This window comes from Mucilaginibacter sp. Mucisp86, from assembly GCF_047324315.1.
Taxonomy (GTDB): domain Bacteria; phylum Bacteroidota; class Bacteroidia; order Sphingobacteriales; family Sphingobacteriaceae; genus Mucilaginibacter.
The window spans coordinates 6,410,683-6,434,636 of record NZ_CP168503.1 but is presented as its reverse complement, the minus strand read 5'-3'; the positions used below and the strand labels follow the sequence as shown (position 1 = coordinate 6,434,636).

At 41.7% G+C, this 23,954-nt stretch carries 19 protein-coding genes; 7 read left to right on the top strand and 12 right to left on the bottom strand.

Annotated features, from left to right (window positions below; all coding sequences use genetic code 11):
• Positions 1-203: 203 nt before the first annotated feature.
• On the bottom strand, positions 204-1,022 hold the full coding sequence (locus ACEN9X_RS26720; RefSeq protein WP_413668040.1) for a peptidoglycan-binding domain-containing protein: 819 nt from the start codon (positions 1,020-1,022) through the stop codon (positions 204-206).
• A 165-nt stretch (positions 1,023-1,187) separates the two neighbouring features.
• Complete coding sequence (locus tag ACEN9X_RS26715) at positions 1,188-2,219, bottom strand: aldo/keto reductase (RefSeq protein WP_413668039.1); 1,032 nt, start codon at positions 2,217-2,219, stop codon at positions 1,188-1,190.
• Positions 2,220-2,368: 149 nt separating this feature from the next.
• Between ACEN9X_RS26715 and ACEN9X_RS26710 the strand changes: the two genes are divergently transcribed.
• The 4 genes from ACEN9X_RS26710 to ACEN9X_RS26695 all read left to right on the top strand — a co-directional run bounded on the left by ACEN9X_RS26710 (position 2,369) and on the right by ACEN9X_RS26695 (position 5,207).
• Positions 2,369-2,596: a hypothetical protein gene (locus ACEN9X_RS26710; protein ID WP_413668038.1), complete on the top strand. Its 228-nt coding sequence runs from the start codon at positions 2,369-2,371 to the stop codon at positions 2,594-2,596.
• Between the two features lie 98 nt (positions 2,597-2,694).
• Complete coding sequence (locus ACEN9X_RS26705; RefSeq protein WP_110583172.1) at positions 2,695-2,919, top strand: CDGSH iron-sulfur domain-containing protein; 225 nt, start codon at positions 2,695-2,697, stop codon at positions 2,917-2,919.
• A gap of 109 nt (positions 2,920-3,028) precedes the next feature.
• Complete coding sequence (locus ACEN9X_RS26700; protein WP_413668037.1) at positions 3,029-3,826, top strand: tRNA pseudouridine synthase A; 798 nt, start codon at positions 3,029-3,031, stop codon at positions 3,824-3,826.
• 82 nt (positions 3,827-3,908) lie between these two features.
• Entirely contained in the window at positions 3,909-5,207 is a 1,299-nt protein-coding gene (locus ACEN9X_RS26695) for a DEAD/DEAH box helicase (RefSeq protein ID WP_413668036.1), read from the top strand.
• 76 nt (positions 5,208-5,283) lie between these two features.
• Here ACEN9X_RS26695 and ACEN9X_RS26690 read toward each other — a convergent pair whose 3' ends face one another.
• Positions 5,284-5,496, bottom strand: a complete 213-nt coding sequence (locus ACEN9X_RS26690; protein ID WP_413668035.1) for a VF530 family DNA-binding protein — start codon at positions 5,494-5,496, stop codon at positions 5,284-5,286.
• Between the two features lie 175 nt (positions 5,497-5,671).
• Here ACEN9X_RS26690 and ACEN9X_RS26685 point away from each other — a divergent pair, with 175 nt between their 5' ends.
• The gene (locus tag ACEN9X_RS26685) at positions 5,672-9,967 is read left to right on the top strand and encodes a two-component regulator propeller domain-containing protein (protein ID WP_413668034.1); all 4,296 of its coding nucleotides are present in this window, start codon (positions 5,672-5,674) and stop codon (positions 9,965-9,967) included.
• Positions 9,968-9,970: 3 nt separating this feature from the next.
• Here ACEN9X_RS26685 and ACEN9X_RS26680 read toward each other — a convergent pair whose 3' ends face one another.
• Positions 9,971-10,513: a hypothetical protein gene (locus ACEN9X_RS26680; RefSeq protein WP_413668033.1), complete on the bottom strand. Its 543-nt coding sequence runs from the start codon at positions 10,511-10,513 to the stop codon at positions 9,971-9,973.
• Between the two features lie 305 nt (positions 10,514-10,818).
• On the opposite strand from ACEN9X_RS26680, the gene ACEN9X_RS26675 reads away from it, so the two are divergent.
• Positions 10,819-12,318: a malate:quinone oxidoreductase gene (locus ACEN9X_RS26675; protein WP_413668032.1), complete on the top strand. Its 1,500-nt coding sequence runs from the start codon at positions 10,819-10,821 to the stop codon at positions 12,316-12,318.
• 29 nt (positions 12,319-12,347) lie between these two features.
• On the opposite strand, the gene ACEN9X_RS26670 is transcribed toward ACEN9X_RS26675, so the two are convergent.
• The 5 genes from ACEN9X_RS26670 to ppk1 form a co-directional block, all read right to left on the bottom strand.
• On the bottom strand, positions 12,348-13,331 hold the full coding sequence (locus ACEN9X_RS26670) for an energy transducer TonB (RefSeq protein ID WP_413668031.1): 984 nt from the start codon (positions 13,329-13,331) through the stop codon (positions 12,348-12,350).
• Between the two features lie 91 nt (positions 13,332-13,422).
• A complete protein-coding gene (locus ACEN9X_RS26665; RefSeq protein ID WP_413668030.1) occupies positions 13,423-13,818 on the bottom strand; it encodes a DUF6265 family protein in 396 nt (131 codons plus the stop codon).
• A gap of 138 nt (positions 13,819-13,956) precedes the next feature.
• A complete protein-coding gene (locus tag ACEN9X_RS26660; protein WP_413668029.1) occupies positions 13,957-14,520 on the bottom strand; it encodes a UbiX family flavin prenyltransferase in 564 nt (187 codons plus the stop codon).
• A gap of 173 nt (positions 14,521-14,693) precedes the next feature.
• The gene (locus ACEN9X_RS26655; protein ID WP_413668028.1) at positions 14,694-15,572 is read right to left on the bottom strand and encodes an exopolyphosphatase; all 879 of its coding nucleotides are present in this window, start codon (positions 15,570-15,572) and stop codon (positions 14,694-14,696) included.
• A gap of 2 nt (positions 15,573-15,574) precedes the next feature.
• Complete coding sequence (gene ppk1, locus ACEN9X_RS26650) at positions 15,575-17,620, bottom strand: polyphosphate kinase 1 (protein ID WP_413668027.1); 2,046 nt, start codon at positions 17,618-17,620, stop codon at positions 15,575-15,577.
• A 193-nt stretch (positions 17,621-17,813) separates the two neighbouring features.
• On the opposite strand from ppk1, the gene ACEN9X_RS26645 reads away from it, so the two are divergent.
• Complete coding sequence (locus tag ACEN9X_RS26645) at positions 17,814-18,305, top strand: YajQ family cyclic di-GMP-binding protein (protein ID WP_091206519.1); 492 nt, start codon at positions 17,814-17,816, stop codon at positions 18,303-18,305.
• 95 nt (positions 18,306-18,400) lie between these two features.
• Here the strand turns inward: ACEN9X_RS26645 and ACEN9X_RS26640 are convergent, their stop codons facing one another.
• From ACEN9X_RS26640 to ACEN9X_RS26630, 3 genes are all read right to left on the bottom strand, one after another.
• Positions 18,401-18,754, bottom strand: a complete 354-nt coding sequence (locus tag ACEN9X_RS26640; RefSeq protein ID WP_413668026.1) for a HopJ type III effector protein — start codon at positions 18,752-18,754, stop codon at positions 18,401-18,403.
• Positions 18,755-18,942: 188 nt separating this feature from the next.
• The gene (locus tag ACEN9X_RS26635) at positions 18,943-22,272 is read right to left on the bottom strand and encodes a FlgD immunoglobulin-like domain containing protein (protein WP_413668025.1); all 3,330 of its coding nucleotides are present in this window, start codon (positions 22,270-22,272) and stop codon (positions 18,943-18,945) included.
• Positions 22,273-22,354: 82 nt separating this feature from the next.
• Entirely contained in the window at positions 22,355-23,866 is a 1,512-nt protein-coding gene (locus ACEN9X_RS26630) for a lipase maturation factor family protein (RefSeq protein ID WP_413668024.1), read from the bottom strand.
• Between the last annotated feature and the right edge of the window lie 88 nt (positions 23,867-23,954).

Genomic DNA, 23,954 nt, shown 5'->3' with positions numbered 1-23,954 from the left:
ACCATCCGTTGTTTTTTTTATGAAGCAATTGTAATTTAACTGTTACTTAATTGAGCTGAAAGCCGAAGGCTTAAAGCAAAAAGCTGCTGTTCATATTATTTGCTGCTCAATTAGCTTTAAGCTTTCCGCCTTTTGCTTTTAGCTTATAAAAACAGAAAGCCCCTAAACGGGGCTCAAGGGGGTATTAATTGCAGGGAAAGCTATTATACAAGTGGTTGTATTGAAAACACATCCAGCTTTGAAGTTTGAAAATTACGGACACGCTTGTATACACCGTTTCCGTTGCTGCTGCCATCGGTATTGGTATTTCCTTCAATAGTATCAAATAAATCGCCGTGCACACCGGTGATAAGCCCGGTATGAAACCAATCGTTAGGTGTTTTTTGAACAAGGAAAATATCACCAGGCTTAACTACCGAAGGATTAGCCCTTACTGTTGCCACGCGGCTCAGCAAACCCTTACTGATGCCGGTTGTGCCCACGGTATCGCAGCTATAGGTGAGCGGCATCAACGTGCGGAAATCTTTTCCTAATTGGGTTGCAGCCTGATCAATGATAGTTTGTACAAAGCCCATGCACCAAAACCAGGGTGTTCCTTCATTATTATCCATGTAAGCCCTCACCCACGGCCCACTATTACTTTGGCCTTTAATAACAAGTTCAAAAGGCGCATTGCTTAAATGCTGCATTGCTGTATTTACAATCAACTCCCTAAGGCCGGTACCGGCAACAGGACTCTTGAATGCATTTACCATAGGTTGGGTTAAAGCTGAAAAAACACTGCTGTCAACAATACCTGTTTGTGGGAGACCTTTTGCCTTCTGAAAATTTTTAACCGCCGTTTCGGTACCCGGGCCAAAACTACCATCAATACCTGTAGCCGTACCTGCCGAAGGATTAGTAACCGCATACAGGTTAAGCCAGCTTTGAATTTTAGATACTTCTTTTTGATTATTTGAAGCGCTGCCTTTTTGCTGGGTAGCCGATATAACTATCTCCTTGAGGTACTGTTTTTTGATCATAAAGCAGGGGTTTAAATAGTGATAAGGTTTAGATATCGTAATGGCGGATATCTCATTACCTTTAAAACAAAACTAAAGGAATCGCCATAACAATAACAGCGTGCTGTTACGGTATTTAACAATAAAGCTTACGTAGTTTTACGTAAGCTTTATTGTTAAATGCATTTAATACTGTATTGGCAGCGGTACCAGTTTTAAGTTTTGGCGCTGGTGCCAATACGGGTATATTGGATCTACTTCACTGGCGACATCCAGTTTTTTAACCTGGTCGATGGTTAAATTCCAACCAATGGCACCAAGGTTTTGCCTAAGCTGCTCCTCATTGCGTGCACCAATCACCAGGTTGGCAACGGTAGGCCTTTGCAGTAACCAGTTCAGTGCCACCTGTGCAACTGATTTCCCTGTTTCTTCGGCAACCTCATCAAGTGCATCAATAATATTGTATAAATGATCAAAATTTGTGGCCGGGCCATGTGCGCCACCCTGTACTGTTCTTGAACTTTCGGGGATTGGCAGGCCTCTCCTAAACTTACCACTTAGCTGACCCGATGATAGCGGGCTCCAAACAATGGTGCTTACTTTCTGATCGATCCCTAAAGGCATCAGTTCCCATTCAAACTCGCGGTTAAGCAGCGAATAATATGCCTGATGGGCCACATAACGGCTCCATCCATATCTTTCAGATACAGACAGTGATTTCATTAAATGCCAGCCCGAAAAGTTGGAGCAGGCAATGTAACGTACTTTACCACTGGTTACCAGGTCATCAAGCGCCCTTAATGTTTCTTCAACCGGGGTGTTGGCATCAAAGCCGTGCATATGATAGATGTCGATCCTGTCGGTATTTAAACGGCGCAGGCTATCTTCGGCAGATTTAATCAAATGATATCGCGATGAACCGAAGTCGTTAGCTCCTTTTCCCATGGTAAAAGTGGCTTTGGTTGAGATCAGCACCTCATTACGAATACCTTCCAGGGCCTTGCCCAATATTTCTTCAGAAATACCCTGCGAATAAACGTTTGCTGTATCAAATAAGTTAACACCGGCATCAAGGCAAATATTAACCAGCTTCCTGGCCTCGTCAACCTGGGTATTTCCCCATGCTTTAAAAAATTCGTTACCACCGCCAAATGTGGCAGTACCAAAGCTTAATACGGGCACCCGTAATCCCGATGCGCCTAATTGTCTGTATTCCATAGTTTAATGTTTTTGTGATGTAAAAGACCGCGGCCTCTATCACAAATTTAGGCGGAATGGATTGCCGGGGGGATTTTTACACATCATAAGTTTGTCATTTATGGCTGACGTTTCATCGTACACACATAAACAAATATTAGTTTTGGGTAATGATTGCAGACCCGTTAAGCGTTTCCATTTTTGAAATGAGGCTGGAAGAAATCCATCGCCGCGACCCTATGCTGAGGTATGAGATCAGTATCCGTGATTTTATTGCCTTATTTCCGCTTAAAATAAAAAATGGCAAACCGGTAAAACCCGAACAGCCATCTTCATTTGCGCTTGACAGGGGTGTTTTTTTGCAGGTATTGGTTGCGTTCAACCAATCCTTTAATTGAATTACCTTCCCTGTTTTATCCAATCAGGAACACTTCTAAATAACAAATAAACCCTTTTGGGCCGATGCCATATTTTAACTTTGCGCAAAATTTAAAACATGGAAAAAACTAAACTTACCATTAATAATAACGGTTCGGTTAAAATAGAAGGCGATTTTGAAATTGTAGATATGCAAGGCAATGCTTATGGCTTACAGGGCCGTACGGTGCTTTCAATTTGCCGTTGTGGTTTATCAGCAAATAAGCCATTCTGCGATGGGTCGCACAAAGGCCATTTTGAGCACAATGCTATCGCATTTGATCTGCCACCTAAAAAAGTATAAACAATTGTTTTGTATAGATAAAGCCCGGTGTTTAATTACATTGGGCTTTTGTTTTATGCAGTGTTCTTAAAATAATCTGCATTTTTGAAAACTATACTTATAAATAATAATGCGTTACTTTTTTCATATAGGTTATCACGGCGCCAGGTATTCGGGCTGGCAAAAACTTTCTAAAGCTATTACTGTACAGGAGGTAATTGAAACAGCCCTGGAAAAAATTCTGAAACACCCGGTTGCCATTAACGGCTGTGGCCGTACTGATGCAAAAGTACACGCAAGTCAGTATTTTTTTCATGCCGATATTAATGATAATTTAGACTTTGACCTTTTGTTTCGCCTAAATAAGCTGCTTCCGGATGATATTGCCATATTTGATATTATCCCGATGCAGGGCGATCCACATGCCCGCTTTGATGGTGTGATCCGATCATATGATTATTTCATCCATAATTATAAAGACCCTTTCCTGGGCCGTTTCAGCTCGCTTTATCCTGATCAGGACCTTGATTTGGATGCCATGAAAAAGGCTGTTTCAATTCTGCCTGATTATACAGATTTCCGCGCCTTGTGTAAAACACCCGATAAAATAGAGCATACTATCTGTCACGTAAAATCTGCCGGCCTTTATATCGATGGGAACGGTAGTAAACTGAGGTTTAACATTACCGCCAACCGTTTTTTGTATAAGATGATCAGGATTACTGTGGGGCGGTTGCTTGAAATTGGTCAGGGAAAGATAAGCACAGATGAATTTGAGTTTTATATTGCCAACAAACAAACGCCCAAAATCATTATCCCGGCGCATCCGCAGGGTTTATACCTTTCAAAAGTTACTTACCGTTACCTCGATCTTGAACCGAGGTCGGCATTTTCATTGCTCAACAGTACCGACTGGTACCCTATATAACGCTTATCTGTTGATTTATAAAAATATGACGCGTTAATTTGGTACTTTTGCACCCTCATTTTAAATTTTAATTGATATCCTGATGGCGTGGTCTGATAAATTGAAGCTTAACAAGCAATTATTGCGTTCGGTAAACGAAGCCGGTTTTGCAAATCCTAAAGAGCTCCAGCTTAAAACCATCAACCGTATTATTGGCGGGCAGGATATCATTGCTATTGGCCCGGAGGGCAGCGGCAAAACCACCACTTATGTATTGGGTGTTTTAAACCGCTTTAACTACGCCCCGGAAGGTGTTCCGCGCGTGTTGATCCTCGTACCCGAAAAAGAAAATGTATTTGCTGTTATAGAACAGTTTGACAGGCTCAACAAAAATAAATCTATCCGCATAGTTGGTTTATACGTTACCCCTGGCTTTGAAAGCCAGATGGATGACCTTGCCGATGGCGCCGATATTGTTGTAGCCACTCCCGACAGGGCAAGGGCTATCTATCTTAAATTAGCCTTAAATTTAAATAAGGTTGATTTGCTGGTGGTTGATGATGCCGACCAGATAATTAAAAAAGGCTTACAGTTGCCGGTTGTTGAGTTGGCCAACAGCATTGACAAAGCCCAGCACCTGGTATTTACGGAGGTAATGCATGCTAAGCTTGAGAAAATGATTGATCCGTTCATGAGGCAACCGGCTATAATTGAGGTTGATGAATTGAGCGATACGGCTATTGAAACCTACGAGCAGTTGCTATATAACGTGCCTAACTTTGGCACCAAGCTAAACTTGCTTAATTTGTTCATGTACGATGAAGAGCTGTTCACCAAAACAGTTGTGTTTGTAAACAGTCAAACTACCGCCGAAAAACTTTTCCAAAGCCTCAAAAGCCGTTTGCGTACCGGAGTCGCTTACCTAAATCCAAAGTTTTTTGATACAAAAGGTTTTAAAGATATTGACGCTTTTAAAGCTGAAGCCGGCGCAAGGATCCTGATCGTAATCAACGAAAACGAGGAAGAACTTGACCTGGGCGGTATCCCCTTCATTATTCATTTTGATTTACCTGCCGATAATAACCTGTTTATTAGCCGTGTTGCAAACCATACCCAGGATACTAAGGAAGAAACACTGGCCATGACCTTTGCCACTGATATTGAATTGAGCCAGGTAAAAAAGATTGAACAGATGATCGGCAGCAAGATCCCTGTAGCCGATTTACCGGATGATTTGGTGATTGTAACCGAGTCAAAACCTAAAAAAGCCGATGCTAAAGAAGATGTTAAACCGGCGGGTGTTGGCGAAGCTTTTCACGAAAAGAAAGCATCAAATGCTAAAACTTATAATTTAAGTGCCAGTACCAAGGCCAAAATGAATAAGAAGAAAAAGCACGGGTAAAAAATCCGTTATATCCAGACTTACGAAGTTTTAAAAACTTCGTAAGTCTCTATCACAATGACATATGTGGAAAGTATCACACTATCTCCAAATACAACTCTTCTACCTTTTTCCTTGCCCAATCTGTTTTCCTCAAAAATTTAAGGCTTGATTTTATACTCGGATTATCATTAAAACAATTTATCCGGATCCGTGTGCCTAACTCTTTCCAACCAAAATGGGCTACCAGTTCGTTAAGTATCATCTCAAGGGTTTTACCATGTAAGGGATTGTTGGGCTGTTGCTGCATAGCGCAAAAGTAAATGTTTGTTTCGTTAAAATAATATAACCAAATCTGTTGCCATCTCGTTTAAATACTAAAATGATATTAACTGCTATTTAATAAATGTTTAAAATTATTAAATTTAGTGCAGCTAATAGGCTTGTTTAAAACCGCTTTCTTCAATTTGCCCAAATTTATTTTAATGAATAGCTATAAGTGTTACCTTGTTTTATTATTGCAAGCTATTTCGTTATGCGCATACTCACAAAACCATCCTATTCATTTTCAGCACATTGGTAGTCGTGAAGGACTTTCCGAATTAAATACAAACTGCATCATGCAGGATAGCCGGGGTTTCATATGGGTAGGTACCCGCGATGGCCTTAACCGTTATGACGGCTACAAATTCAAAATTTTTAAAAATATTGTCGGCGATAATAATAGCATCAGTAATAGCTTTGTTCAGGATATAGTTGAGGATCATAATGGTAACCTTTGGATCTCGACCAGCGGCGGCGGGTTAAATATGTACGACCGTAAATTCGATCGTTTTATCCATTATCGCCATAATCCCGGTAATATTAATTCATTAGCAAGTGATATTTTGGTTAAGATAGCGCTCGATAAAAGCGGCAACCTGTGGATCGCAAATCAAAAAGAAGGTCTTGACCAGTTTAATATAACCCAGAAAAAATTCACACATTACCGGTACAATGCTGCCGATACAGGCAGTTTAAGCGATAATAATGTCCGCAATGTTTATGTAGACAGCCAAAATAAATTATGGGTGGGTACAACCTATGGGGGCTTAAACCTTTACAATCAGCAAAGCCATAATTTCACCCGTTTTGCACATGACGGAAACAAATCATCTTCTCTTTCGGCAAATAAGATCAATGCTATTTTAGAAGATAGCAGCCACCGCTTATGGGTGGGTGTAAGCGACGGCGGGCTTAACCTGTTTGATCCGGCAACCAAAACCTTTACTCACTACAAAAACGATCCCCGCAACAAAAACTCCCTTTCTTATAATAGCGTACAGTGCCTTGCCGAAGACAGCAACCACGACTTATGGATAGGTACCGAAAATGGCGGACTGAATATTTTCAACTACGCCCAGAATAAATTTAGTAACCATCAGGAAGATGATGTAGATAACAGCAGTATCGCCAATAATTCGGTTGATGTGATGCTGAAAGACAAAAGCGGAAACATGTGGATAGGTGCATTTGCCTCGGGACTTAATTTTTATAAAAAAACAAGCGAAAATTTCACTCATTACCAGCATGGCGCGCAAACCGGCAGCTTATCCAACAACTTTGTACTAAGTGTGTACGAAGATAAAAAGAACAACATCTGGATTGGCACAGATGGTGGCGGCCTTAACCTTTTTGACCCTGAAAAAGGCGAGTTCAAAGCTTATAAAACCAACAATAGCAATATCTGCGGCAATTATGTTTTGACTATTCAGGAGGATGCTAAAAACAATTTGTGGATAGGCACCTGGGGCGATGGGGTAAGCATGATGAACCCGCAAACCCGCAGTTTCAGGTCATTTAAGCATAATGCCAATGACAGCACCAGCATTAGCGGCAATAATATTTATGCCATAGCCAAAACGCTCGACGGGAAACTGTGGTTTGGCACCCTCGGAACAGGGCTTGATCTGTTTGACCCTAAAATCAACAAATTTATTCATTACCGTCATGATGCCAACAACCCCAAAAGTATCAGCAGCGATAATATTAACTCGTTACTTGGCGATTCAAAAGGGAACCTGTGGATAGGCACCAATGATGGTGGCGTTAATTTATATGATGCGGCGACGAATTCATTTAAACCGGTACAATACGAAAAACTGAACAGCGCACTTGGCAACAACACTGCGCTTGACCTTTTTGAAGATCATCTGGGTAATATCTGGATCTGTACTTATGGTGGTATCTATCGTTTAAATCCGGTTACAGGTAAAGTTGCAAATTTCAAAGTAAAGGATGGCCTGCCCAATAATTATACTTATGCTGTTGAAGAAGACAGCAGCGGTAATTTATGGATAAGTACTAATAAAGGTCTTTCGAGATACAATCCTAAAACCAATAAATTCAGAAATTTTACTATTGAAGATGGCCTGCAGGCCGAAGAGTTTAAACCTCACTCGGCAGTAAAAAGCCATGATGGGGTCATGTACTTTGGTGGTGTTAACGGATTTAACATGTTCAACCCAGAAAGCATCAGGAATAACATATATGACCCGCCGTTGATACTCACCGATTTTCAGATCTATAACAAGTCTATCCGCGTAGCTCAAAACAGTGATGATTCCTCGCCATTGAAGGAAGACATTGCAGAAACAAAGTCTATTACCTTAACACACGACCAATCAGTTATATCATTTGAATATGTGTCGATGGATTATGCCTTAAGTAATAAGGAATCGTACGCTTATCAATTGGAAGGCTTTGATAAAAGCTGGAACTACGTTGGCAATAAAAATACAGCAACTTACACCAATTTACCCGCCGGTAATTATGTTTTCAGGGTAAAAAGCCGCAGCACCGACGGAAAATGGTCTGTAAGGCAAGTAAGTTTAAATGTTACCGTACTCCCCCCTTTCTGGCTCACCTGGTGGTTTATCAGTTTACTTGTTTTGTTTGTTGCGGTAATTATTTATACATGGCACCGACTTAGGATAAATGCCATCGTACAACAAAAGAACCTGCTTGAAGAACAGGTTACCGAACGCACTGCCGAAGTTATGCAGCAATCGGAAGAATTGAAGGCCCAGTCCGAAAATTTACAGACTTTGAATATCGAGCTCCAAAATCAGTCGGAAGAGTTACAGGCCCTAAATGAAGAGTTACAGGCGCAATCAGAGGAATTGCAACTACAAAAAGAACAGGAACGTGAAGCGCGGGAAGAAGCCGATAAAGCCAACCAGGCCAAAAGCATATTTTTAGCTACGATGAGCCATGAAATCAGGACACCGATGAATGGAGTTATCGGCATGGCCTCCTTATTAGGCGAAACCGAACTGAATGCAGAGCAACGTGATTATACCGATACCATTATATCTTGCGGCGACAGTTTGGTAAATGTGATCAACGATATTCTTGATTTCTCCAAGATAGAATCAGGAAAAATGGAAATGGAGCAGGAAGATTTTGACCTGCGCCAGTGTATTGAAGAGGTAATGGATATCTTTTCGCAAAATGCAGCCAAGCGTGAGCTGGAACTCGTTTACCAGATCGATCCGGCTCTGCCTCATCAGGTTATTGGCGATAGTTTAAGGCTAAAACAGGTGCTTACCAATTTAACAGGAAACGCGTTGAAGTTTACCGAGCGAGGCGAGGTGTTTATCAAAGTGTTTTTGTCAAAGAAAATTAATGATAAAGAAATTGAGATAGGCTTTAGTGTTATGGATACCGGTATAGGTATCCCGGAAGATAAGCTAACAACTTTATTTAACGCCTTCTCGCAGGTTGATTCATCAACCACGCGCAAATATGGCGGCACCGGCTTAGGGCTTGTCATCAGTGAACGCCTGGTAAAATTGATGGGCGGCGAAATATGGGCCGAAAGTGTTTTTGGTGAGGGTTCTGTATTTGTATTTACCATAAAAACCGCCATCAGCAGCAAACAATCCAAGCAAGTACCTATTGTTTTTAATGCGGAAGAGCTTGAAGGCAAAAAGGTGCTTATTATTGATGATAATAAAACCAACCGCTTTATACTGCAAACACAGCTTGAACAATGGGGAATTCAAACCGTAGCTGCAGCTTCGGGTAAACAGGCGCTTGATGTACTTGCCGCTAATAATGGTTTTAACCTGGTTATAACTGATATGGAAATGCCCGAAATGGATGGTGTTGGATTAGCGCGGGAGATCAAAAATAACTATAAAGGCCTTCCGGTAATTATGCTTAGCTCCATTGGCGATGGGTCAAAGAAAAAATACCCGGGCTTATTTTCGTCCATTTTAACCAAACCGGTAAAACAATCGCAATTGGGTAAAAGCCTGCAGGCCGAGTTCGAGGGTAAAATGCAACCACCAGCACCCGAAATAAGGCCGGATAAGCTGCTCGATGTGAATTTTGCAAAGAAACATCCCCTTAATATACTCGTGGCCGAGGATAATACCGTTAACCAAAAACTTATTAGCCGCATGCTGGAAAAGCTGGGCTATGAATTTGACATGGCCCATAACGGGTACGAGACCCTCGATAAATTAAAAGCCAATCCAAAATTTGACGTGATTTTCATGGATGTGCAGATGCCAGAGATGGATGGTTTTGAGGCAACCCGCCATATTCGTCAATATGCCTTTAAGCAACCTTTTATTATTGCAATGACAGCGAATGCAGGTCCCGATGACCGGGACATGTGTATAAGCGAGGGTATGGACGACTATATAGCCAAACCCATGAAAACCGAAGCGCTGATCAATGTTTTAAAAGGTGCTTATAAAATGACGAAAAACGTAAAGGGCAAGTATGTTTAGTCATTATCGTGAGGCCACGCCCCAATAGCAACTATTCCGGATTTTTTTCAGAATAGCCGGCGTGATGCTTGAGACCTCATTTTTATATTTACTTTGATTATCAAGCAGGTACATGGTACCACTTGTGTTATTATAGATATATGAGCATAAACGGGTGTCCTCACCATCTTCCTCTTTCTTTACATCAACCCGTAAACCATTGGTTTTGTTGCTTGTATCGGGTCTTAATGCCGGCGCCGATGCTTTTACCCAGTTAATTGTAAAATTTATACTTTGCGGCGAAATGCCGTTTGTGTTTTCTTTATAGCTTTTGCTATCCTGTATAACGGCCAGCAAACATTTTACACACGGGTCGCTCACTGTTGCCTCTCCATATTTTTTACGCGGGTTGTTAATCACGCTATCTTTTTTTCCGGCCACTGTTACCGTTGTTTTCGAAATATCATTTGATACAGGTTTAGCTTTGGTTTGATTGCCGGATTGCTTACAGGCCGATATTGTCATCGCCAAAACACAAAAATAAATACAGGGTTTAAACAGATTCATGGTTTATAAATTAGCACTTTATTTATATACATCATTTTAACTGTTTTGTGTTAATGTGTTTTGGATATACCAAATGCAGTATTAATCTATAAATTAAGTTTAAACAATTTAAACATAGATTTTATTGCATTTATTGGATAAGTAAAGGACAGTTTTTCTATAAAAATTTCTTAAAATTGCCTGATTTATTTTGACCCGGTCGGGTTGACTGCCGGCAGGACTTAAACCATCATAACAATTTTTCAAAAACGAGGTTTACCTTGGTATAAATAACACTGCAAACTAATGCAGGATATCATAATAAAATGACTAATAGCGGTACAGGTTCAAATTTAACGGTTGATGTGGTTTTAATTGGCGCAGGTATTATGAGCGCCACCCTTGGTGTAATGCTTAAAGAGCTGCAGCCCGATTTGACGATTGAAATTTTTGAACGCCTGGACGTCATTGCAGCCGAAAGCTCGGCCCCAATGAACAACGCAGGTACCGGCCACTCGGCTTTTTGTGAGTTAAATTATACCCCGCAGCTTCCTGACGGCAGCATTGAAATAAAAAAAGCCATTAAAATTGCCGAACAATTTGAAATCAGCAAACAATTTTGGGCTTATCTTATTGATCAGGGCCTGATCAGTAACCCGCAAAGCTTTATCCGTAAAGTGCCGCATATGAGTTTTGTTTGGGGTGCCGAAAATGTTGACTACCTGAAAAAGCGCCAGCAAGCGCTTACCAAACATCACTTTTTTAAAGGGATGGAATATTCGGAGGATAAAGCTCAGATAAAACAATGGATCCCTTTGGTTATGGAAGGGCGTGATCCTAATGAAAAAGTATCCGCAACGTTTATGGATATTGGCACCGATGTGAATTTCGGCAGCCTCACCAGCGCGTTGATTGATGAGCTTAAACAAAAACAAAATGTAAATATTAGCCTTAACCATGATGTTAAGGACATTAAACGTAATGCCGACGGTACCTGGAAGGTTACGGTAAAAGATAAAACCACCGGAAATAAAAGGAAACTGAACGCCAAATTTATTTTTGTTGGCGCCGGCGGAGGTGCGTTGCCCTTGCTTCAAAAATCGGGCATTCCGGAAAGTAAAGGTTTTGGCGGCTTCCCGGTAAGCGGCCAGTGGCTGGTGTGTAACAACCCCGATGTGGTAAAACAACACGAAGCCAAGGTTTATGGAAAAGCATCGGTTGGTTCGCCGCCTATGTCGGTTCCTCACCTGGATACCCGTATGATTGATGGTAAGCGGGCTTTACTTTTTGGCCCCTATGCAGGTTTTTCAACCCGCTTCCTGAAAAGGGGTTCTCTGCTTGACCTTTTCGGCTCCATTAAACTAAACAATATACTTCCCCTCCTTGCTGTAGGGCGCGATAACTGGCCTTTAACCAAATATCTTATTTCGCAGGTATTGCAATCACCTGCCGACCGGCTTAACGCACTCAAGGACTATATGCCAACAGCCAAGGCCGAAGACTGGGATCTGGATATAGCTGGACAGCGCGTGCAGGTTATTAAAAAAGATCCGAAACACACTGGTGTGCTGGAGTTCGGAACCGAGGTAGTAACTTCTGCGGATGGCAGTATCTCGGCCTTGTTAGGTGCTTCACCAGGTGCGTCAACATCGGTACCTATCATGATCCAGCTTATTGAACGTTGCTTTAAAAACCAGGCTAAAACAGAAGCCTGGAAACAAAAATTTAAGCAAATGATCCCTTCGTATGGTGAGTCGCTGGCTAACAATGAGGCATTAAGCGATGAAATGAGGGCAAGGACGAGTAAAGCGCTGGGATTGGTGTAGTAGTTATTTGAATTAGGGAATATATTTCATTATTCCCTTGCTATTGAAAAACTAATTGGTACGGTGTGTATTACTTCAACGGTAATTCCGTAGCTTGTAGCAGGCTCCCAGGGCGGAGATAAACGGACTACACGCAGCGCTTCTTCAGCCAGCATTTCATTTCCTTGTACCGGGTGTATATCATTCAAAAAGCCTTTACGGTCAACCAAAAAAGTGATATACGCAATTCCCTGTATGTTTTTGTATAGTGCTTCACTTGGGTATCTTATGTTTTTTGCAAGATAGCTTCCCAATTTATTTAGCCCTCCTGCGAAGTCAGGGGCAGTATATTCTTTATTGAATAAGTATTTATTTCCACTTTTGGCATAACTTGTTCCCGCAATAACGCTCCCATTTTTATAAGTAGCATCATAGCTTAGAGTGTCATTTAAAGTTCCTTTCCATATACCGTCCTTCAGGCCTCCCTTTATTGGGCCGGAGCCAATCATATTTTTAAAGCCATCAGAATAAAGTACTAAGGTCCCGTTACCATCCTCTGCCAATACCCGCCCTGTTGAATCGCTACACTTATTTATTATTAAGGTGTCTTTTTTATAAACTCCAGACAAATAAAATTGGCCATTGGGGAAGTATTTGGTTATGTCACCTGAAAGGTGCCCCTTATCGTAATTGCTAATGCATTTTCTTTTGCCGTTAGGAAAGTATTCGATACAAGCGCCTTGTAACTGCGCTTCAACAAAACCATTATTTGAATAACCTTGAAGTTTTGGATTTCCATTTAAATAATAATCATTTACGGGAAAAGCAAGCTTATCGGTGCTGATGTCGGGGCTGCTTACCATGCGAATAAAGTCGGCACTATCTTTACTGTCGGTTATTCTTGCTGCCAAAGGCAGCCAGGGGGCGGCAACAAAATTCTTCATATAAGCTATCACTGTATCGCGCTGTGCACTTACATGTTCGGTACAAAAAACAAAAACTACTATGATTAATAAAGCAGTTACTTTACGCATGGTTCAGGTACAACTTGTATCAGCAAAACTGAGGGTAAGATAATAATGAAAATCTAATTTTCAGTGTGTTTTGATATAAAAACCAAGACAGTTATTTTTTTTGCGAATAGTTAAATACATCCTTTTTCAATTTGCCTTTTTTGTCTTTTTCGGCAAGAATTACATCCAGCTTATCGGGCGCAACCAATTGGTATGTGAGATGAACAGATTTATCTTTCAACTCAAAATCAGCTTTGTTCTTTTCGATGCCGACCAGGTAAAATAAAAGCGGTTTGTCTTTCTCTTCCCAGCCTATACTGCCGCGGTTGAAATGACGCATTTTAAAAACCGGCACCTGGTTTTGTTCTTCAATAACAACAAACTCATAAAATACCGCTCTACCATCTTTAACTACCCGAAAGCTGCTGATCATGCTATCGCCCATTGGCTCACTCCAGAATTCCTCCATATCGCCCCACTCCAGTTTTTGTGTCCAGGTGCCGGCCATAAAAAGCCAGTTGGTTAACTTTTGCTTTGGTTACTTGCGCGAAACTATTGTGGCATAGTAATACGAAAACAGCAGTTGCAAGGAAAATGTATTTAAGGTTCATGGTATGAATTTAGTAATAATTCATCACCTAAAGAGCTACATCCCTTTCCACTCATAGCTCTCATTCTCCAACCCTATCAAATCAATCACGCGGTTTACTACTGTCATAGCCAGTTCTTCAATAGTTTGAGGCTTGCTGTAATAAGACGGTATTGCAGGGCAGATAATACCGCCGGCTTCAGTAACCGTAGACATGTTGCGGATATGGATCAGGTTGAGCGGGGTATCGCGGGCCACTAACACCAGCTTACGGCGTTCTTTAAGGACTACATCAGCGGCCCGGGTAATCAGATCATCTGAAATCCCTCCTGCTATCCTCCCAAGAGTCCCCATTGAGCATGGAACAATTACCATAGTATCAAATTTTGCCGAACCGGAGGCAAAAGGCGCCATGAAATCATTTTTAGCATAAAATTTAAAGGGAAACCGGGCGTAGTCCTCGTTATCGAGCTCAAATTTCCAAACGTCTTTGGCGTTGTCTGACATGACAACCCCTACTTCGGCAATCTGATCCTGTAACTGGTTTAGTTTTTTTAGCAGCAGACTGGCATATATAGAACCACTGGCACCCGTAATAGCAACAACTATCTTTTTCTTCATAATTACTCCTTCAACCACCCGAACACACAAAAAGTTAGGGGCACAAAAAAGGGTCGAATAACTTGTACCCGACCCTACATCTACCTATGAAAAACATGCCCTTGAGAGGGCACTACAAATGTAATAAGAGTTTTTAAATTATTAAACAATTTGTTAAAATAATTTTAACCTGTTTATTGCAAATTTTTCTCTATTAAAGTTTGAATAATACCATCAACCATACCTACCCTTGGCACATAGATATTTTTAATATTGGCGTTTTTCATTAAGGTAAGGTAAATTTCACATGCAGGGATAATAACATCGGCCCTGTCCTGATTAAGGCCAAGCACATTGATCCTGTCTTTTAATGAAAATGAGCTCAGGTAAGTATATAATGATCTCAACTTAGCAAAAGTTAGCGGCATATCTTCCTTTTCTTCGGACAGCCTGAAAAGCTTATTGATATTGCCTCCGGTGCCAATGCCTGATAATTGCTTAAAGTTACGCGTATTATCGCGCACAAAATCTTTCATTTCATTCCAGGTTTCTTCTGTATCCTGATTGTCCAGAATGCGGATGGTACCGATATTAAACGAGCGCGAAACAATCAGCTCTCCTGCAGAAAACAACGAAAGCTCTGTACTGCCGCCACCCACATCTATGTAAAGGTAGTTTTTGCTTCTATCAATATTTTGCTCGGCATGGCTGGCATAAATAATACTGGCTTCTTTCGATCCATGTACAATTTCAATATCAATATTCGCCTCTTCTTTAACCTGTTTAACAACATCTTCTCCGTTTTTGGCTTCGCGCATGGCCGATGTTGCACAGGCTAAATAATCGGTAACCTTATATACGTCCATCAGGTTACGGAAAGCAACCATCGATTTAACCAGTTCCGTAGTTTTTTTCTCGGATATATGCTGCTGTATAAAAGCATCATCGCCCAAACGCAACGGAACACGGATCAGGGTATTTTTTTTAAATGACACCGATCCGGTGTTTTGAATTATGTCGGCAATTAAAAGCCTCACGGCGTTTGAACCTATATCAATAGCGGCGTATCTCAATGTTATTTTGTTTTACTTTTTAAATAATTATATATCTCTATCTGCGCACGGTGACTTTCGGGCGAGTTTGTTTTATGATATTTGTTAGTGTTTTGGCTGTTGATTTCGCGGGCTTTGGTATTATCCTCAAGCTGGATATCAATAATATCCCTTATCTCCTGCTGTAATTTTTCATCGTAAATCGGGAAGCCAACCTCAACTCGGTTATCAATATTACGGGTCATGAAATCGGCCGATGTAAGGTAGATGAGCTCCTTACCACCATTGCAATAAATATGTACGCGGGCATGTTCAAGGTACTTATCTACAATACTAATCACCTCAATATTTTCGCTGTAGCCCTTCACCCCTGCTATTAAACAGCACATCCCCCTGATGATCATCTTGATCTTTACCCCGGCATTGCTGGCCTGGTAAAGTTTATTGATCATCTCCTCATCAGCAAGACTGTTCATTTTCAGGATCATGTATGCCTGTTTACCAGCCTTTGCATTTTTGATCTCATTGTCAATCAACCTGTAAATTGCAGGCCTCGAATCAATTGGCGATACAATAAGGCTTTTTAGCCCCTTGGCCAGTTGCCCCCTGTTAATAGCTTTAAAAACATTCACCAGATCATCAGTGATCTTTTTGTTAGCTGTAAGCAAGGTATGATCTGCGTAGATTTGCGCGGTTTTTTCGTTGAAGTTTCCTGTCGAAAGACAGGCATAATAAGCCAGCTTCCCTTTTTCGGTACGGCTTACCAAGCAAATTTTTGAGTGTACTTTATAACCCGGAACACCATAAAGTACGGTTACCCCTTCCTCTTCAAGCCTGTTACTCCAGTGGATATTATTTTGCTCGTCAAAGCGGGCACGCAACTCCACCAAACAGTTTACTTTTTTGCCGTTTTTTGCAGCATTGATCAGCGCGTGAATAACCCTTGAATTTTCGGCTAAGCGATATACAGAAATACTGATCTCTTTTACTTTCGGGTCGATAGCAGCCTCACGTAAAAAGTGAATTACATAGTCATATGACTGATATGGTGTACTTACCAGGTAATCCTTTTTTGCAATCAGGTCGATCAGGCTTTTTCCAAACGAAAGGTCAGCTACCGGTAACGGCACATATTTGCTGTATTCTAACTCGGGACCGCCAACGTTAGGGAACGAGATAAAATTTTTAAAATTATGATACCTGTTACCCGGAATAAGGCTTTCACCATGAAGGCCCATTTTATTTACCAGATACTTCAGCATGTCCATAGGCATGTCCGAATCATACAGCAGGCGCATCGGTTTACCCTTTTTACGCTTTTGAAGGCTCTTAGCAAGCGAATCGACAAACTTTTCGCTCACTTCTTTGTCCAAATCAAGCTCCGCATCGCGGGTAAGCTGAATGGAATATGCCTCGATGCTGTCGTGTTCAAAAATGAAAAAGATATCCTCCAGGCTGTACCTGATAATATCATCAAGCAGGATAATAAACTTCAGGTTATTGGTATCGGGTAGCTTTACGAAACGCGAAAGATTATCCGGAAACTCGATAAGGGCAAACCTTGTTTTTTTATTGGTAGTAAGCTTTACAAAAAAGTAAACAGCCCTGTCCCTAAGCTCGGGCAGCGGTAAAGTATCATTGAGCATGATAGGCACCAATGTAGCAAGCAACTTCTCCCTGAAATAATTTTTAACGAAGGTACCGCGGGTTACGTTAAGCTGTTTATCATTCAGGATAAAGATCTTTTCTTCGGCAAGCTGCTTAACAATAATATTTTCGTAAAGGTTATTGAACTTACGTTCCTGCCTTACCACGATATTTTTGATCTGGTTAAGTACCTTTTTAGGGTTATAACCAAGTATTTCTTTCGATTTTTCGTTCAGGGCTGCCAAACGGCTCAGTGTGGCTACCCTTACCCTGTAAAATTCATCAAGATTAGACGAAAATATGGCTAAAAAACGGATCCTGTCAATCAGCGGGACTGTTGGGTCGGCTGCTTCCTGCAAAACCCGATCGTTAAAATATAACCAACTTATTTCTCTGTTAATTAAGGGAACCTGTTTATCCATAAGAATTTCTTGCTTTACAGCCAGATGTTACAAATCTGCTTATTTATTTGTTAACTTAATATTAACTCATGAGGAATTAACCTGTTTTCGTTCACCATTATTTATTGCAGAAGTTAAACAATTTGTTGCAATATTGCGCCGTATGTTAACAATACATTAGTTTTGCAAATCATTTATAACCAATACACTACTTATGCCAACATTTGATATAGTTAGTAAGATAGACGGGCAAACGCTTGATAACGCGATAAATACCGCCAAAAAAGAGATTCTGAACCGTTACGACTTTAACGATTCAAAAAGCACTATCGACCTGGATAAAAAAACAAACCAGGTTACCATAGTTACTGAAAACGATATGCGCCTTAAAGCCATACAGGACAGCATCATCAGCCGAATGGTGAAACAGCATCTTGACCCCAAAGCACTTGATTTTGGCAAGGAGCAATATGCTTCGGGCAACATGATCCGCAAGGAAATTAAGATCAGGGAAGGTATTGATAAGGAAGCCGCCAAAAAGATCGTAAAGAAAATTAAAGACAGCGGCCTTAAGGTACAGGCTTCAATTATGGATGACCAGGTACGTGTGCAAGGCAAAAAGATAGATGACCTGCAGGCAGTTATCAGCCTTTGCCGTGCCGAAGATTTTGGGCAACCGCTGCAATACATCAATATGAGAGATTAAAATATCCGAGGCTAATACCAACCCCGGGTATCGCTTAGGGAGGTATCTTAATAAAGATACCTCCTTTTTATAAACTCAATACTTAGCCTTTCCGGTTAAACCTGCCCCAATTTAGATACAAGCGCCTCTCCTTCAAACGCAATCCCAGCCCAGCCATGAGCCATAAACTGCCGGATATTTTGATGATCTGTACCAGCGGGCGTTGCCAAAACTGCCCTGTAGTGTTCAGCAAATAAATAAAGCGTATCCGCTGCAGTCAGGTTCTTGATTTTCGCAAACGCAAACACACGGGCGCTGCCCTGGTTCTGTGTGGCTTCGTTATAAAAATCGCCGTTTTTAAATGCCGTTGGCTGATGCAGATAATGATCTGCTATAAATTCAATTACTTCATTAAATGTTACGGCACCTTCTTTTAAGGCTATAAGTAATGCTGATAGTTGTTCTTTCATTAAGAGAATATTTTTTGCGAAAATAAATTTAAAAGCCGTTATCAGCACAGGAAACAACAACCTTTCTTTTTATGCATAAGGAATCGCAAAGTATTGTTCCGTGCAAGCAATTCATCGTGGAACAGGGAAAAAAGACGAGAATGAAAAAGGTTGTCCCAATCAAGAGATAGAATAGCGTACATCCCATTCTATTTCTTCTCAAACTTCCATGCATCCAAACCCAAAGTATACCCCCCTTTTTTACTGAGTGATGAGCATACCAGGCGCATAGATGAGGGACTTTTAATATCTGCCTGCTTATCAAAGATTTGGATTCCTATAAATTTATTATTGTTGAAAGCAGCAAGTAATTGGCCATTACTCATCTTGACAGTAATCGGCGGCCAGTAATCTTCCAGTTTTTTAACACTATCGTATTTTAACCTGTAAATAGGAGTTTCATTCACCAATAAACTTACGTCACCGCGATAAACAGCAGAGTGCAAAAACACGCGGGCTATTACTCTTTGTACTTTATCTAATACCTCCAGGTAAACCCCGTTGTTTTCATCAAAGCTATTGCCTGCGCCAACGTTAACACAATTTTGAGTAAAGTTAACAATGCCCGATAATGTCCATGATTCAAGATTCGGCTGATTACCAAGGTCCCGGCTTAAAACAGCCTGTTTGTTTTGCTGCCGAAAGTCTACGTAAATATCCGGGTTGGTTTTGCGGTAGCTTTTGATATTGGTGTGCACATTCCACCATTGGGTGTATTTATTTGTGCTATCATCAAGAGCCGGTTGTCGCTTCCAGCCATAGCGGCCATTTTCGAGGGTGCTGTTATACGGGAGGTCGGCCATCAGTTGAATGGTAGATGAAGCGCCGGATGATTTTAAACTATAAAGCTGTGCGTCAGGAATTACCTGTTCGGGCTGACTTGTGCTTTTCCAATAAAGTTGTACTGAATTTTTGTTATCAACGCCGGCAGGGCATTCTAAACGTACCGGATATCGTATGCCTTTGTTCAATTCTATTGAAGTGCCTTTCTGGGGGATTATCAATTTCCCATCCGCCCACAGCCTGCAACCGGCTATATTATCGCCTTTTAAAAAAAAATCATATCGCTCTGAATATGATGGTTCTGCAAAACCATTATAACTACGCGCCGAGCCCGAAGCCGTCAATATAATTTTAGTTGATAAACCATGCGTATTAATAGCTAAACTGATAGGGATAACCTGCTCTTTTATACTTGATAACCCGCTTATTTTCCACCGGTGCACGCCGCCATGCATGCTTTCATCATTATGATACAGATAAATATCGCCATTGGGCAATTTCACCAATGATGCGGCAAAGCAGTTGCCCGCCATTTCGGCGGCGGCTTCAACGCTCCCGGCTTCAGGACCGGCAACACCAAACTGGCCAATAAATAAACCGTCATCATAAACCTCTGTCCATTTGTTCACCTCGCTGTTTTTCCAAAACTCGCCATGATAGCCCCAAAAAATACTGCGTCCGCTTGCCATGGCAATGCAGCCCGGGTAATTGGTATGGTTACCAATATCAAAAGTCCCGTCCGAGGGAAACAGTCCCCAGTATTCTTTTGTAGTGCTCATTGCTGTGCGCCAAAGCCATTTGTCACCGCCAACTTTTATTCCTCCAAGGTGCCAGCAATTGGCAGTAGTACCATCAAATAATGCAATAACTCCTGAAGAAGTAATCTCACCTGATTTCAACAAGGTATTGTTGCCATGATAGCCCGGATCCGTCAATTCGGCGGGTTGGGTTTGGGCGATCGTATTTTGCGGTCCCCATACAGGATCGCCCTCCGGCGTAAATTTTAAAAGCTCTTTTTTGGTAAAAACGGTTGGCACTCCAGCCCTGAATGTTGAAACCTTATAAAGCGAACCATCGGGATATAATTGTGTATTATCCATAGGGATATCAACCCCGGTTATTCGCAACGGTCCTGTTTTGGGTAATTCAACAAGTTTCCAGCTAAAAAATGACCTGATCCTGTGTGCCAATAAAGCATAGGTTTTACCATTACTCAAGGTAGCTACTCCCCGCAGTCTGTTATATTTATCATCATATTCGGCAGGTAGATTATAGCCCCAGTTACGTACCAGTTGCCACGAACCATTATTAGCGCCGAGCGGTTTACTATAATCTACCTTAAATTCAAGGTAATCAGAAAACACGCGCGACGGATCATTGGCATCAACAAACGAGCTGTATGATGTTTGAAGGTACATGATCCTGTTAATAAATTTTCTATCTCCGGTAAAATGCTGCGCCCTTGAGTTACCGGCATCTTCCACCCAAAAACTCCCATCGGGCTGAAAGGCAATAAAAGTACCGGGCCCTTTGGTTTCATAGAAATAGAACTTATCGTTACGCACATTAGGATCGGTTGCATAGCCACCGGCAGTGCCATACGTCCACAAAGGCGAACCTTTATCAACATCAAATGCTTTTAGCTGCTGACTGTCCCCACCATCAGCCACTATGAGTGTTTTACCGCTTGGACTTATAGCCAATGCCTGCGGCTCGGTTAGTCCCGCCGGTGTAACATTTGAGGGATTTAATTGTCCGTTGGCCTCAACGGTAAATTTTTCTGCAATGCGCTTACCATTTTTTGAATAGATAAGCCAAACATGGCCTTTATCATCGGCGGTTATATTTAATGGGGTATCAAACGATTGCTTTTGAACCAGTGCGCCAGTCGTTTTATCAAGTACATGTAACTCGTTTAAATTTTTATGCGACACAAACAAATACCTGCCATATTTTTGTACAGCAAGTCCCGAGATTTCTGATCTTTCATTATTTACAACATCGACCACGCTTTTATACTTGCGGCCATATTTTGTTATTGCAGGCTGGCCGTTGGGAAAACTACTTTCAAAATCATTGGCTACCTTAGTGCCAAATACCATCCAGTTGTTAACAACACCTGCATCATTCCCTGCCCAGTAAACGTTTATGCCATCGGTAGCAACATATTTAACCGACAATCCTTTGCCCAGTATTACCGCTTTCTTTTGAGGACTATGGATATTGAATTTAAAGGTGCTGCTGCTTTGCTCATTATACCCAACCGCAAAATAGGCATTATTACCGCTGACGGCCATCCCATACATCCGCTCAATAGCGTGGTAAACAGATGCCCCGCTAAGAGAATCAGATGTATTACCTATCACACCCTCCCATTTATATTTTACATTGTTTGACAGTACTTTAACCACATAGCTTCCATTTGTAGCAAGGCGACCTTCATCATCAATACCATCCCACGTAAACTGATGACTACCTGCGTTATAGATTACACCACTCCAAAGCGTGCGTATTAATGTTCCGTCTTTTGAGTATACTCCTGCACTGGTTTTAGCTCTGCTGTCGAGTTTAAAAGTAAATCCCGTTCCATCCTGAGCCAATACGCACTGCATGGGCGCAAAATAAACCCCAATGAAAAATGCAATAGCAGCGAAGCAGGTTCGGGCCCCTTTTATAAACTGAGTGATTGTTATCATTAAATGGCTCTGTTATAATACCATGTGTACTACAAAGCTATCTTAATATCGTTTGTGGAAATGTACTTTATTAGTGACAATACTATTTTATCCATCCCTGGCCTTTCAGGTATGCAACAAATTGAGGGTTTTGAACAGAAAGTACTGGCAGCCATAATCCTAACCTCTCCCGCTCCCAGTAAGGGCCTGCAGCATGCCCGGGGCGGGCAAAACGATAACGGTAAATTACAGCACGAATATAACGGGGTGGCTTTCCGGGAAAGGGATTTCCGGCAAATAAGCCAACTGCTCCCGGATCGTTGTGCAGCAATTTCCAGGCGAGGTGATAGGTCCAGGGATACTGATCTGCCGTAGACATAGCGGCAAACCACATCTGCCAGTCCAGCCGCAATTGATAAGGTGCTACCTGACTCGGCTGCTGATTCAGATCTACAGGCAAACCTTTGTAAGGATAGGCCTGCCAATTTGCACTATCGGGATTAAAACCCCTTGTGCCTTCAAAAACTACGTTATAACGTTCCTGCCCCACGCTGCCAAATGCCCCATAGGTGTTAACGAGCTCCAGGGGATCAAACGAGGTATTCATAATTTGTTTAGGAGATAGCAAATTAAATGCTGGCTGGAAGCTCAGTAGCCCCACAATGCAGGCTATTACAAGGGCCGTATACTGCATCGGCTGCGAAATTTCCGCTTCCTCTTCAGCTTTCGCAGCTTTGCGCACAAGTACTCCCGGCAAAAGCTTAGCCCAAAAACCATCATCCATACAAGCCAGCGCAGGTACGATGGTAAGCCAGTTCAAAAAAGAGAGGTTACCACTCAATATGATTGCACATTGAAGCAAAATAATAATGATACCGGCAATATGCCTGAATACCCGCGGACCGAAAACGAACCAGGGGGCCAACAGTTCGGCCAGCCAGTTGAACCAGACACCCAACCGTAAAAGCACACGCGGTAAAAAGTGGAACCAACGGCTAAACGGCCCTGGTATCGGCTGGGTTTCAAAATAATAATAAAGCGCAGTTCCTTTTCGCCACACCTCATCGCCTCTGTATTTGATCATCCCGGCACCAAACATGATCCGGAAGATGAGCCAGCGAAACAGGATAATGATGAGCAAAGGCGGCGGGCGTTTGGGAAAAGGCCGCATATCCAGCAAGGGGCACAAAAATATGGCAAGAAAACCGGTTTCTGTTAGTTGGATCTCCCAGCCGTAGCCATACCAGTCCTGCCCAACATGTACAAGGGAAAGATATAATATCCATAGTATACCCATTGAAAGCGCATTTGCATAACCGGCCACCACAATTAACGATAAAATAAAACCCGTCCATGAAGCCAGCAGTAATGCCGTATCTGAATGCCAGAACCAAAACAGCGAAGGCAACCGAAAGAAAGCTGCACTCTTTGAGCCCAATGCAATGCTAATCTGTTGCAGGTATTTATCTACCGGCAACAACCCATGCGAACCGACCAATGGCAACACCTGATTTATGGCTACCAGAAAAGCCACCGCATAAACCAAGCCCAGCAGACGCAGGATCACAAAACGTGTGAGCCAATACTGAGGTGTATGTTCTTGGCTATCTAACATAATGATATGTGTTTAAAGTTACAGAGATTTGAAGATTAAGGGGAGAAATATTTGATTACTAACAATAATGCCGGTAAAAATGCAAGTC